Annotated in this window: 10 protein-coding genes; 3 read left to right on the top strand and 7 right to left on the bottom strand. The window is 64.5% G+C overall.

Annotation, left to right across the window (positions count from 1 at the left end):
- Nucleotides 1-55: 55 nt before the first annotated feature.
- Complete coding sequence (locus tag AB7535_RS34605; protein ID WP_354113736.1) at nucleotides 56-2,083, bottom strand: AsmA family protein; 2,028 nt, start codon at nucleotides 2,081-2,083, stop codon at nucleotides 56-58.
- A 247-nt stretch (nucleotides 2,084-2,330) separates the two neighbouring features.
- Here AB7535_RS34605 and AB7535_RS34600 point away from each other — a divergent pair, with 247 nt between their 5' ends.
- Nucleotides 2,331-3,005: a Crp/Fnr family transcriptional regulator gene (locus tag AB7535_RS34600; protein WP_028149299.1), complete on the top strand. Its 675-nt coding sequence runs from the start codon at nucleotides 2,331-2,333 to the stop codon at nucleotides 3,003-3,005.
- Between the two features lie 142 nt (nucleotides 3,006-3,147).
- Here AB7535_RS34600 and AB7535_RS34595 read toward each other — a convergent pair whose 3' ends face one another.
- The 4 genes from AB7535_RS34595 to AB7535_RS34580 form a co-directional block, all read right to left on the bottom strand.
- The gene (locus tag AB7535_RS34595; protein ID WP_354113737.1) at nucleotides 3,148-6,282 is read right to left on the bottom strand and encodes an efflux RND transporter permease subunit; all 3,135 of its coding nucleotides are present in this window, start codon (nucleotides 6,280-6,282) and stop codon (nucleotides 3,148-3,150) included.
- The gene (locus AB7535_RS34590; protein WP_071908567.1) at nucleotides 6,282-7,211 is read right to left on the bottom strand and encodes an efflux RND transporter periplasmic adaptor subunit; all 930 of its coding nucleotides are present in this window, start codon (nucleotides 7,209-7,211) and stop codon (nucleotides 6,282-6,284) included. The genes AB7535_RS34595 and AB7535_RS34590 overlap by 1 nt, the downstream gene beginning before the upstream one ends.
- Before the next feature lie 177 nt (nucleotides 7,212-7,388).
- Nucleotides 7,389-8,060: an OmpA family protein gene (locus tag AB7535_RS34585; RefSeq protein ID WP_439037490.1), complete on the bottom strand. Its 672-nt coding sequence runs from the start codon at nucleotides 8,058-8,060 to the stop codon at nucleotides 7,389-7,391.
- A 146-nt stretch (nucleotides 8,061-8,206) separates the two neighbouring features.
- The gene (locus AB7535_RS34580) at nucleotides 8,207-9,730 is read right to left on the bottom strand and encodes a caspase family protein (protein ID WP_354113739.1); all 1,524 of its coding nucleotides are present in this window, start codon (nucleotides 9,728-9,730) and stop codon (nucleotides 8,207-8,209) included.
- 367 nt (nucleotides 9,731-10,097) lie between these two features.
- Between AB7535_RS34580 and AB7535_RS34575 the strand changes: the two genes are divergently transcribed.
- Together AB7535_RS34575 and AB7535_RS34570 are read left to right on the top strand one after the other, a co-directional pair.
- The gene (locus AB7535_RS34575) at nucleotides 10,098-10,904 is read left to right on the top strand and encodes an N-acyl homoserine lactonase family protein (RefSeq protein ID WP_354113740.1); all 807 of its coding nucleotides are present in this window, start codon (nucleotides 10,098-10,100) and stop codon (nucleotides 10,902-10,904) included.
- 222 nt (nucleotides 10,905-11,126) lie between these two features.
- Nucleotides 11,127-11,489, top strand: a complete 363-nt coding sequence (locus tag AB7535_RS34570) for a hypothetical protein (RefSeq protein WP_354113741.1) — start codon at nucleotides 11,127-11,129, stop codon at nucleotides 11,487-11,489.
- A gap of 164 nt (nucleotides 11,490-11,653) precedes the next feature.
- Here the strand turns inward: AB7535_RS34570 and AB7535_RS34565 are convergent, their stop codons facing one another.
- Nucleotides 11,654-12,418, bottom strand: coding sequence for a class I SAM-dependent methyltransferase (locus AB7535_RS34565; protein ID WP_354113742.1), 765 nt, complete (start codon nucleotides 12,416-12,418; stop codon nucleotides 11,654-11,656).
- A 45-nt stretch (nucleotides 12,419-12,463) separates the two neighbouring features.
- Entirely contained in the window at nucleotides 12,464-13,006 is a 543-nt protein-coding gene (locus tag AB7535_RS34560; RefSeq protein ID WP_166059311.1) for a MarR family winged helix-turn-helix transcriptional regulator, read from the bottom strand.
- Nucleotides 13,007-13,010 lie beyond the last annotated feature (4 nt).

The following is a 13,010-nucleotide window of genomic DNA, read 5'->3' as shown; positions in this document are numbered from 1 at the left end:
GGACGGGGAGGCCGATGTAGGGATTGGCGTGGAGTCCAGTGCGTTGGTCGGCCAATCATCGATTAAAGAGCTGTCGCAGCACGTCGTTCATCGGCTGGCTGTCCTGCTGCACCACCGCCGGGTCGTCCTGGGCCGGGGGCGCGGGAGAGGCTTGCGGAGCGGGGGTGGACGGTGTTGCCGGCAGGCCGCGGCTGCGGCCGGTGCCAGTGCTGGTCCCCGCGCCGCTGGAAAGCCCCTGCTGGATCAAATTGCCGATCGCCTCGCCCAGCGGACCGCCGAGCGGGTTGTTCTGTCCCGGCTGCTGGGTTTGCGGATTGGCGTTGCCGCCCGGCGCGGCGGTGCCGCCCAAGCCGAGGCTGCCCAGGATATTGCCGAGCCCGGCGCCGTCAGGGCCGAACAGGCCCTTGCCCATCTCGCGCAGCTTGGCATAGGCGGCGTCCGGATTGTCCAGCATGCCGGCCATGTCAGGGTAGATCCGCGGCTGCGACCAGCTGCCCTGGATCATCACGGGAATGCCGAAGCCGACCGGCTCCGACGCGCGGCCCTGGCCTTCGGTGGTCATCACGAGCTTCGGCTCGACGCGAAAACCCATCATCTTGGTGTCGAGCGCGATGGTGCCGGCGCCGGTCACGCGCACCAGCGGTCCGATCAGATTGAGATCGTTCGTCACCGCCTGACCCTTGTCGATGCGGAAGGACGCCGAGAGCTGCGACAGATCCGTGCTCTGGGCCTCACTGTCCTGCCAGCCGGACAGCGTGCCCGATGTCAGCGAGCGGATCATCTGCGCGATATTGATGCCGCGGATGGCGCCGTCCTGGAAATTGACGAAGGCTGTGCCCTGCATGTTTGCCATCAGCGCGCGCTGGCTGGCGCCGGCGCTGCGCAGCGCGAGCTTGGCCTGCAGCTTGCCGTCGATCCGGTCGAACTCGGCAAGGCCCTGGAGCAGCGGCAATGCGCGCACGCCGACGAGATCGGAATGCATGGCAAAGCTCGGCGCACCGCTTGTGGCATCCAGGATCACCTCGCCCGAGACCTGGCCGTCATAGGCGCCGAGATTGGCGGTGCCGGCCTTCAGCACGCCGCCGGCGAGCTTCGCATCGAGCGCCAGCGGCGCCAGGCGCGCATCGCCGATCACGGCCTCGTTCGCGGAGATCCTGATTTGTGCGTCGACATAATTGAGCCCGGACACGTCGATCGGTGCATTGCTCCAGGGCTGTCCCGATGTGCCCTCCGGCGATTTCGCCACCGGAATCGCGAGCCGCTGGAAGTCGAGATCGACCTTGACCAGGGGCTTGCTCGCAATATCGACCGAGGCCCAGCCGTTGAAGGCGCCGTCGCCGAGCCTGCCGTTCACGCCGTTGATCATCACGACATCGCCGCTGAGCCGCATCTCGGCATGACCGGTGAGCTGGGACTTCAGCACATCAGGCATGTCGATGGCGAAATCCACCGGAATGGTCGGCCGGTCGGCCGGCGGCGCCGGCGTCGACGCCTTGATGTCGAACTTGGTCGGGTGATCGCCGACCCGCGCGGTGCCGGCGATGTCGACCTTGCGGTCGCGGCCAACGACGGCGTCGGCGTTGATGGCGCTGATGCGGCCCTCGACACGGTCGCGCACGCGCGCGAATGCGACTTCACCGTCGATGACCTTGACGCGGTCGATGGTCGCACCACCGGTGTCGAGCGCCAGCGGCTTCGACGCGGTGCCGGGATTCGGCAGTCGCTCACGCAGCAGCGGCTGGTGGAGCACGGGATGGGTGACGACGAGTTCGCTGATCTTCGGGCTGCCCGACCATACGCTCGAGAGCGACATGTCGGCCTGCACGCTGTCGACCGTCAGGCGCGTGATGCCGCTGCGGTCCTTCGGGTCCTGAAGCGTGAGATCGTTGAGCGTGACATTCAGCGTCGGCCACAGGCTGATCTTCGTGGTGCCGTCGATGGACAGGCGATAGCCGGTCGCGCTCTCGACCCGCGAGGCAATCGTCGTGGTCAGGAATCCCGAGGGGATCCCGACCACGAGGAGAAGCCCGATCACGATGATGACCGCGGCAATCGCCGCGCCGGCGAATTTCACTGCTCTCATGTCGACTTTCCAACGCCGGACAATCGGCGGCGAATCCCGCAGATGACCGTCCTATGCATCCGTCCTCTGCATCTGAGTTTATCCCCGGACGGGAAGCGGCTCCAAGCACGTAAAAATAGTCAGGGGGTGCTGCAAAGTTATGTGACTTATGACACACTTCCCCGGCGCGGTATTACGCGATCCTGATTTGATGGTTCCAAGCGATTTGCCAGGGAAACTGGCTAAGGAAATTCACAAGGACATTGAAATGAGCAAGCAGGCCGAATTTGCGGTCATCCTGAAGATGAACGCGATGTTCGCCGATCTCGGCGCAGACGAGCTCCAGCGGCTGTCGAATCTCTGCCACACCCAGCATTTGGGGAATGGCGAGGTGCTGTTCCAGAAGGGCGATGCGGGGGACGCGCTGTTCGGCGTGCGCCGGGGCCAGGTCCGCATCGAGACCGGCGTCTCCGACGGCAGCCGTCTGACCCTGAACTTCATGGGGCCGGGCGACCTGTTCGGCGAGGTCGCGGTGCTGGACGGCCAGAGCCGCACTGCGGATGCGACCGCAGGGGAAGCCAGTGAACTGTTCGTGCTGCGGCGCGAAGATTTTCTCAGTTTCCTCGAACGCGAGCCGAAGGTCGCGATCAAGATCATCGCGCTGCTGTGCCAACGCATCCGCTGGCAGAGCGAGCGCATGGAAGAATCCATGCTGCAACCGCTGCCGGTTCGCCTGGCGCGGCGGCTCTGCGCGCTCGCCGCCGATTTCGGCTCTGAGGTCCACATCTCGCAGGAGCAGCTCGGCATCTTCGTCGGCGCGGCCCGCGAGAGCGTCAACCGCCAGCTTCAGGCCTGGCGCAAGGAGGCGATTCTCGATCTCCAGCGCGGCCGCATCCTGCTGCGGAACATGACCAAGCTGACGGCGATCGCGCGGAACGAGTAGGGGATCGGCTAAACCGCTTCGTCGTTCGGACGGCGCGACCGGTGCGCTTGAACGCTTCGTAGCGGAGACGATCTCCTGCGACGCCGGGTTCGCTGACACCGCTCGCTGAACCAGCTTTCAGCTGTCGACGTCCGTATCACGGCTACTCCGCCGCTGGGTGTACGATGCCCTTTTTATCCGGCGCCGTGCCGTGATGATCGGCGGTGTCGGCATCCTCGCTGTGCACGATCAGGCGCTTTGCGAATCGCCAGATCAGGGCGCCGAGATCGTCCATCACCATGAACATCGCGGGCACGAACACCAGCGACAGGATGGTCGAGAAGATCAGGCCGCCGATCACCGCGAGCGCCATCGGCGAGCGGAACTCGCCGCCGGCGCCGACCGCGAGCGCGCTCGGCGTCATGCCCGCGGCCATCGCGATCGTGGTCATCACGATCGGGCGCGCGCGCTTCATGCCGGCGTCGATCATCGCTTCCTCGCGCGGCTTGCCGGCGCGGATCGCCTCGATGGCGAATTCCACCAGCATGATCGCGTTCTTGGTGACGATGCCCATCAGCATCAGGATGCCGATCCAGACCGGCGTGGTGAGCTGCTTACCGGTGATGAGCAGTGCGGCGATGGCGCCGCCGATCGAGAGCGGCAGCGAGAACAGGATGGTGATCGGCTGCAGGAAGGTGCCGAACAGCAGCACCAGCACGGCGTAGACCATCATCAGGCCCGCGGTGATCGCAGTGGCGAAGCCGTCGGACAGCTCGTTCAGGCTTTCGGCGTCGCCGGAGGGCGAGACCTTCACGCCCTTCGGTCGGCTCTTCATCACCGGCAGGTCGTAGATCTTCTTGGTCGCGTCGCCGAGCGCGGCGGAGCCGACGAGGTCGGCGGCGACGGTTGCCTGCCGCTCACGATCGTAGCGGTTGATGCTGGTCGGACCCTGGTCGAGCTTGACGTCGGCGATGACCGAGAGCGGCACGCCGCCCTTCTCGCCGCGCTCGCCGAGCGGCACGCGCAGCTGTTCGAGCGTCCTCAGATTGCCGCGCGCGGCGTCCTCGAGCTGGACGCGGATCGGCACCAGGCGGTCGCCGACGTCGAACTTGGCGAGCGCGGGCCCGACATCGCCGATGGTGGCGACGCGGATGGTCTGCGACAGGCTTTCCGTGGAGACGCCGAGGCGCGCGGCGAGATCTGCGCGCGGCTCGATGCGCAGCTCGGGCCGCTCGAGCGTGGTTTCCGAGATCACGTTGGAGATCGTCGGAATCCGCTTCATCTGCGTCGCGAGCTCGCTGGCGACGTTGTTGACGATGTTGGCGTCGACGCCGGTCACGACCAGCGAGATGGCGCGCAGGCCGTTCTCGTCGAGGAACCAGAAGCGGATGTCGGGAACGTTCTCCAGCTCCTGGCTGATCGAGAATTCGAGCTCGCGCTGGGTGATGTCGCGGCTGTCCTTGGGCGTGTAGTTGATGATCAAAGAGGCGCGCCGGACTTCCTGAGTGCCCGGCGGGACGCGCCCGCCATCGACGAAGATGCTCTTCACCTCCGGCCGCTTGCGCAGGCGTGCGACGATGTCCTCGGTGACCTTCTCGGTGTAGGCAAGCTGGGTGCCCGGCGGCAGCTCGAGCGCCAGCAGCGAGCGCGCGCTGTCCTGCGCCGGCAGGAAGCCCTGCGGCAGCAGCGTGATGCTCCAGATTGAGGCGGCGAACACCCCGAAGCCGATCAGCACGGTGATGAAATGGTGCTTCACCGACCAGGCCACGATCCTGTGATAGGCCCGCAGCACGCGGCCGGGCGGCGGCTCTTCGTGCGCATGGTGCTTGAGGAAGTAGGCGGCCAGCACAGGCGTGACGAAGCGCGCCGCGAGCAGCGAGAAGAACACTTGCACCGAGACGGTGATGCCGAACTGCTTGAAGAACTGTCCGGCGATGCCCGACATGAAGCTCGCGGGCGCGAAGATCGCAATGATCGTCAGCGAGATCGCGATCACCGCGAGGCCGATTTCGTCGGCGGCCTCGAGCGCGGCACGGTAGGGCGATTTGCCCATGTTCATGTGCCGGACGATGTTCTCGATCTCGACGATGGCGTCGTCGACGAGAATACCTGTCGACAGCGTGATGGCGAGGAAGCTGACGAGGTTCAGCGAGAAGCCGAGAAGGTCCATCGCCCAGAACGCCGGGAAGATCGACAGCGGGAGCGAGATCGCGGCAATGATGGTGGCGCGCAGGTCCCGCAGGAACAGGAGCACGATGATGACGGCAAGGATGGCGCCTTCGAACAGGGTCGAGATCGCCGCGTGGTAATTGCCGTTGGTATATTCGACCGAGGTGTCGATCACCTTCAGGTCGACGTCGGGATAGGCGGCCTTCAGCGCGTCGATGCGCTTCTGCACGGCCTCGGCTACCTTCACATCGCTGGCGCCCTTGGATCGCTTGATGCCGAGCGCGACCACCGGCTCGCCGTTGAAGCGGGCGAAGGTGCGGCGGTCCGCGATGGTGTCGGTGACGGTGCCGAGATCGTCGAGCCGGACCTCGCCTCCGCCGAACAGCGGGATCATGGTGCCGGCGAGATCGCCCAGCGTCTTGGCGCCGGCAAGCGTGCGGATCGCCTGGTCGTTCTTGCCGATCTCGGCGCGGCCGCCGGCGACGTCGACATTGGTGCCGCGCAGGCTTTGGCTGACATTGACCGCGGTCAGCCCCATTGCCTGCATCCGGTCCGGATCGAGCGAGACCAGGATCTCGCGCTCGACACCGCCGATGCGCTCGACCTGGGCAACGCCGCGCACGCCCTGCAGCGCGCGCTTGACGACGTCGTCGACGAAATAGGAGAGCTGCTCGGGCGTCTTGCCGGGCGAGATCGCGGCATAGGTGACGATCGGCAGGCCGATGACGTCGACGCGCTGGATCAGCGGTTCGGTGACGTTCTGCGGCAGGTTGGAGCGCACGCGCGTCACCGCGTCCTTGACGTCGTTGAGCGCGCGGTCGGTGTTGGTTTCCAGCGCGAACTGAATGGTGGTCACTGACACGCCGTCGGTGATCGAGGAGGTGATGTGCCTGACGCCCTCGACGCCGGAGACGGCGTCTTCAACCGTCTTGGTGACCTGGGATTCGAGCTCTGCGGGCGCGGCGCCGAATTGCGACACCACGACCGAGATCACGGGAATGTCGGCCGAAGGCAGCCGCGTCACCGCGAGCTTGGTGAAGGACACCCAGCCGAGGACCAGGAGGATGATCGAGAAGACGACCGACGGCAGCGGATTGCGGATCGACCAAGCCGAGATATTGAGAGCCATCAGCGTACCCGCGTGCGATCGAGTTCATCGGCGAACATGGTCTTGATCTGGTCGCCGTCATGGAGCGAAGAGCCGGCGTCGGCCACGACGATTTCGCCGACCTCGAGGCCTTCCAGGATTTCCGTCGCGCTGTCGGACGACAGCCCGACCCGTACCTTGCGCGTCTCGACAATATTGTTTTTGACGACCTGAATGGTGAGATGGTCGATCGCGGTCTTGGGGATCGAGACGCCGCAGCTTCGCTTGGCGTCGATCGAGGCGCGGGCAAACACACCGACCTTGAGCGATGGATTGTTGGTGACGCTGATGCGGACGCGGCCGAGCTGCGTGGTGCGGTCGATTTCGGGCGCGACCAGCCGGACCCGGCCGATCAAATCGGGCGCGTCATCGCGGCTGATGCGCACGGTCGCGCCGGGATTTAGCTTGGGCATGTGCACCGCCGGGACCTGGGCGTCGAGCTCGATCTCGTTGTTGACGGCGATGCGGAACATCGGGCCGGCCTGCGGCGAGGCGGGCGCGCCGACGATGGTACGCACTTCGGTGACGAGGCCCGGCGCGGGCGCCTTCAGCGAGATCGGGCCTTGCGGGCCGGGTCTTTGCGGCTGGCCGGGGATCTGCGGCGGCGCCGTCAGGCGCGCCAGCTCCTGATTGTCGGTGACCATGGCGCCTTCGGTGACGAAGAGGTCGGTGACCCTGGAGCCTTCCTGGTCGGCGACGACCACGGCCTCGCGGCGCGGCACGAAGAAGCCGGTCACCCGCACGAGGTCGGAGAAGCAGGCGTTGGTCGACTTCGTCACGATGACGAGCGCCTCGCTCGGCGTTTCCTTCGCCTCGGGGCGATGCCGATGCTCGAACAGATAATAGCCGACGCCGAGCGCAACGACGAACACCACGGTTCCGGCAGGCTTGAGATATTCGGAGGCGTTCATCGCCGGATTGTCCTGGCCTGGCTCACGGCCATCCGCACGAGGCCTGCTGAGAGCGTTTCCCTGAAATAAAGCGGCGTCCCACAAGGCTGCGGGACGCGCTTTAGAAGCAAGACTTTACACCACATCACGACTTGGCACTTCAAAGGATTTGGCACTTCAAAGGATTACGTCGTGCTCTCACTTCGATGCGGTGGTCTTGTTTTCCATTTTGACGACCTGCACGCGACGATTGACCTCCGCCATCGGCTGGGCCGGGTCCTTCAGCTTGCTCTTGCCATAGCCGACGGTGACGAGATCGGTCGCGGAGATGCTGTACTTGTCGACGAGGTAGCGCTTGATCGAATCCGCGCGGCGCTCCGACAGGTCCTGATTATAGCCCTCGCCGCCGGCGGCGTCGGTGTGGCCGGCCACCACGAAGGTCGAGCCCTTCAGGTCGGGGCTGGTCAGCGCGCGACCGAGCGCCTGTACCGAGGCGAGCGACTTGGCGCTGATATTGGCCGAGTTGTAGTCGAACGTGATTTCAAGATCGATATTCGGCTTGTCCTTGGCCACCGACGCGATCTCTTCGCGCTCGGTCGACGAAAGCGAGCGCGTCGAGCGGCCGCGCACGGACTGGATCAGCTTGGTTTCCGCCGCACTGGGTGCGGGATCGGCCTGCGGGGCGATCGAGAGGCCGCGGGTCAACGGCTTCTTCGGCGGCGGCGCCAGTGCGCGGACGATCTCGTCCTCGGTGACGTTCTTGCTGTTGCCGTCGTCGCCCGCGAATGCGAGCGGGGTCGTCAGCGACAGAGCGGCGCCGACCGCGATGATGGACAGGATCGCGGTAAATCCCTTTGCAGCCAATCTCATTGCCAGTCCCTCCTGCGCAGCTGACCGCGCGGTTCCAAAATTCCTGCAATGGCCCCCCCGGGAAAGGCCGCCTGCGGCATCCGTCCGTTAGTCTTCCCTGAGCCGCCGAGGGTTCGAGGCGTCTGCCGCCTCAACTCAAAAAAATACTAGCGTACTCCGTAGCTTGCGAACTCCTGAACAATGTTCGGGTCCATCGCCTTGGCATTGGCGATGTCGAGCGCGCCTTCCTGGGCCGAGCCATTGCGCTGCTTGGCAATCCCGCGGCCAAAGAGCGAGGAGGTCAGGCGCGGGTTGATCTTCAGGGCTGCGTCGAAATCGGCGATGGCGTTCTTGACCGCTCCCGATTTCAGATTGACGAGTCCCCGGCTGTCCAGCGCATCGACGAAATTCGGCCGCAGCCGCAGCGCCTCGTTGCAATCCTTCAGCGCGCCCTGGAGGTCGCCGACCACGGTGCGGGTCCAGCAGCGGTTGTTCAGCGCCTCGACGTCCTTCGCGTTGATCCGAAGCGTCTCGTCGAAATCCTTGATGGCCAAATTGTAGGCGCCCTTGCTGGCATAGACCTGACCGCGCCGGTACAGCGCGTTCACGTCATCAGGATTGGCGGCGATCTTGGCCGTCAGGCCCTTGATGGTCGGATCCTCCGCCAGCGCGGCCGCGCTCGGCCCGCTATCCATGCTCGGTGCGGGGGTGGTCTCGGCTGGTTTCACCGGCGGTGGCGCCGGCGGTAAGGCGGCCTCGACCTGCGGTTTCGGTGAGGGCGCCGGTGCCGGAGCAGGAGCAGGTGCTGGAGCAGGTGCCGCTGCCGTGTCCGCCGGCTTCGGCGGCGGAGGCGGTGCGGGCGGAGCCGGCGGCGGATTGTTGGCGACGACCGGCGGCGGCGATGGCGGCGGTGCCGTCATCGACGGACGCGATCCGCCGGCGCCTGGAATGAACGAAAAATCCTCGGCGAGCGACGAGGAGATCCACGGCACCTGCTCGCCGCGCGAGGCGCGGGTGACGCCCATCTTGGTGCGGTTCAGCGTCTCCTCGGCCATCAGGTCGGGGACGCGGATCTCCTTCAGGAGCTCCTGGACGAACAGGCTGTGATCGCCGCCCGCGTCCGAGACCACCGAGGCCAGTGCCGCCGAGTACATCACCAGCGTGCCGTTCGGCGCGATGACCGGCGTCAGGCCGGCCGAGAAGCTGCGGAACCGGCGCTCGAAGGGATTGCGCCTGGAGGCGTCGACCAGCGCGATCTTGACGCCCGCGCCGCGGGTATTGAGCTCGCCGAGCACGGTCTCCAGGCTGAAACCGTCGCGGCGGACGTCGGATTCGGTCCAGATCTGCGCGTCGATCGGCAGCATGTAGCTCTGGCGCGCCGACTGGATGCCGAAACCGCTGAAGAAGATCAGCGCCACCGAGCCCGGCTTGATCTTGCCATAGAGCTTGTCGAAGGCGCGGCGCATGCCGTCGCCGGTCAGGTTCTCGCCGATTTCAACGGAAAAGCCGTCGCGCTTGAGCTCGTCGGCGACGTCGCGCGCGTCGTTGAGCGGTTCCTTCAGCGGGGCGTCCGCGTCCGGATATTTGGCGTTGCCGATGACCAACGCATAACGGTCGCCGGCGGCCAGGGATGGCGCAACCGGGACGAGCGAAACGAGCAAGGGCAGAAGAAAAAGGAAGCGAATTTTCATAATCAGCGCGGTCCAGCCAAAAAGGCGCCGTTACCAGCTTGCGCCGCGGCGACCTTAACTTACGCAATGTGCATTATCAAACCGCGGAAGGGGGGCGTCAACCGCTTGGAGATTCGGCATTATCGCGACAATTGACCGCGATGCATGGGCGCGCCGGGAGGGGAATAAACGGACTGTCACGGTTGTGCTCGGCGCCATCTGGTTCGACTCTGCGGCAGGATGTTGGAGCAGCCGCGACAAAGAAGATGTGAGGGGTCTCACATAGCAGACTGGACGCTGTCGCAGCCCTCCGGTGTTTGACCTTTGCGGCCGACAATGGCTTGGTGCGCTCGATCGTCCCCGAAGGTCCAACTCAGAAAAGAAAACCATGGGAAACGCCTACGAAATCTACGCCCTGCGTTATGCGACGATGTCGCCACGCACCCCCAACATGAACTTCCTTCAGCCCGACCCGCATGACAGCGCGGCACAGGATCTCGACTATTTCGTCTGGCTGATCCGCGGCGGCGGCCGCGACATCCTGGTGGACACCGGCTTCAACGCCGAGGAGGCGAGCGCGCGGGCGCGCAAGCTGACGCTCAATCCGGTCGATGCGCTGGAGCGCTTTGGCGTCGCGGCGTCGAGCGTTCGCGACATTATCGTGACGCATCTGCATTACGACCACGCCGGCAATCTCGATCGCTTCCCGAACGCGCGCTTCCATCTCCAGGAGCGCGAGATGGCTTACGCGACGGGACGCTGCATGTGCAACGGACTGCTGCGACATCCGTTCTCGGTCGAGCACGTCACGCAGATGGTGCGCCATCTCTATGGCGAGCGCGTCAATTTCTATTCCGGCGATGGCGAGATCGCGCCCGGCGTCACCGTGCACCGTGTCGGCGGCCATTCCGACGGCTTGCAGGTGGTCAAGGTCGAGACCGCGCGCGGGCCGGTGGTGCTGGCGTCCGATGCCGCGCATTACTACGCCAATCTGCAGCGCAAGAGCCCGTTCCCCATCGTCTACAATATCGGCGACATGGCGCAGGGCTGGGAGACGATCGAACGCCTCGCCGGTCATCCTGACAGGTTCATTCCCGGCCACGATCCGATCGTGACGGAGATCTATCCGCGTGCCAGCGACAAGGTCGATGCCTGGGCGCTGCATTTGCCGCCGTCGCGGTCGTTTGCGAAGTGACGGAATCCGGGGCGTGTACTTGTAAGTCGCGGCTCAGATCAGGCTGGCCTGATGTCCGCTGTGCTCCGGAAAGCAGCACGCAAACGAGCATCACCGGAAGTCCGAGTCGGGGCAGAAGGAGACTGTCGTGATGGCAATGTCTGACGTAGAGCCACGCACTGCAGGAAAGCTGAGCCAAGCCGGAGCGTCGCACTGATGTTGAGAAGCGCTAGATCTCTGGCGATGCTGCTGGTCATGAGCGTCAGTCCTGCACTTGCAGAGGCGAAGAAATTTCCTTCGGGGCACTTTTACTATGTCTCCTGCGCCAAACTCGCTTTGTCGGCGGCAAAAGAGGACGCGCGTCCAGGGATAGACCGACTAAGTTTCGGTTTCTCTGATACTCAAGAATATCAGGTTGATCTAATTGTTGGTCCCGTACGGAGTGACGGGGAGCGAGTCGTTTTAAGTGATGTCGAGAACGCTCAGGGTGCAGGCTGGGGCGTGTCGCTTTCTCGCGTAACAGGTGTTTTGACCATCAGGGATAGGTCAGGATCAAAGGAAGCAATGTATCTCTGTGAAAATAGCCCATACGGAACGGCGTTTTAAATTCAAATGCCTGCCGGTCAAGTTGTAGCTGTTGCCATCGATTCACGTCATCGCCTCGCGACTGCTTCGGGTCAAAATCCCCAGTTTGAGTCTCAGCCGGCAACTTCCGGTCTGACCTCTTCTTCGGACGTATTCAGCCTTCGACGCGGGCGGCCGGCGAGGTATCAACGAGTGCCGGCAGGATCCCGGCAAGCAACGATATCGCGGGGAGATTTTCGAGCCGCTACCTCCGGCGGAGAGAATACCGCCAGGTATCCTCCGTCCCCTGCGAGCTTGTATGTGGCGACCTCGCGATAGCCGACGGCGGTCAATTCGCAGCGCAAGAGCTCAATTGGCGTGCCATGCTTCGACGTCGGAAGCTCAAGATCGACAATTCCGACCCGCGCATCCTGCTTTAGAGCGGCCGCGAGATTGTAGAGGAAGGCATAGGGTTGGGCTATCTCGTGATACATGTGCACGAGGATTGCAGCATCCAGCGAGGAAGCGGGCAGACGCGGGTCGTGTGGTTCGCCGAGGGCGAATTGCACGTTCGTCAACTTCAGACGTTCTGTTCGCGTGGCGAGCTCGATGAGGTAATCCCGCGTGACGTCCTGGGCAACGACAGAGCCGGCGGGGCCGACGAGGTGCGAGAGCCTGACCGTGTGGTAGCCGCTGCCTGCTCCAATGTCGCCCACTGTCATACCTGGTTTCAGTTCAAGAGCACGTGCGATTTGACCGGCCTCATTGAGGGCGTCTCGGCGCTCTTCGGCGGCGCGGCGCGGGCTGACGATCCGTGCAACAGGGCGCTGTGGTGAGGGAAACTCGTTTGCAGCGACTCCGGGGGAAGCCAGATAACCTATGTCAGCGGCGTATGCGCGAGTTGCGGCAAACGCCGCAAGTAGCGCCGTTATATAAGCCAGTGCCGTCACGGACCTGCCAAGCTTTCTCAATCGGCCTCCCAAAAGCCGACGTCTGCACCTCTATGAGTACGCGCCCTAATACGCCTCTTTCGCGTCGGCCTCTTCGCTGGTCTGGATCAGGTCGAGGCTCTGTTCGATCTTGCCGAGCAGGGCCGAGAGCTGCTTCCGCTCCTGCGCGGAGAGGCAGGCGAGGATCTCGTCTTCCCGTCGCAGCAATTGCGGGAACAGCTCTTCGTACAGCGCGCGACCTTTCTTCGTCAGTTGCAGGCGGAATTCGCGGCGGTCGGCTTCGTTCTCGACCCGCTCGATCAGCCCCTGGTGCAGCAGCGCGGTCACGGCGCGGCTGATGGTGGATTTGTGCGTGCGGGTGCATTGCGAGATGTACTGCGCGCTACAGGGATCGTTGCGGAAGCCGAGCGTGGCGATCACGCGCCAGGCCGGAATGTCGAGGCCGTGACGCTCCTGATATTCGACCGCAAGCGCGGAACTCACCTCGGCCGCCAGCCGGTTGAGGCGGAACGGCACGAATTTGAACAAATCGAGCCGCGCCTTCGGCCGCAATGAAGCCTCGTCGGCCTCACGTGCCTTCAGCGCGATGTCGCTGGATGTCCTCGCCAAGGAG

The sequence above is a fragment of the Bradyrhizobium sp. 956_D2_N1_4 genome, from assembly GCF_052076025.1.
Lineage (GTDB): Bacteria > Pseudomonadota > Alphaproteobacteria > Rhizobiales > Xanthobacteraceae > Bradyrhizobium > Bradyrhizobium barranii.
The sequence above is the reverse complement of the archived record's forward strand: the minus strand, read 5'-3'. Positions and strand labels throughout refer to the sequence as shown.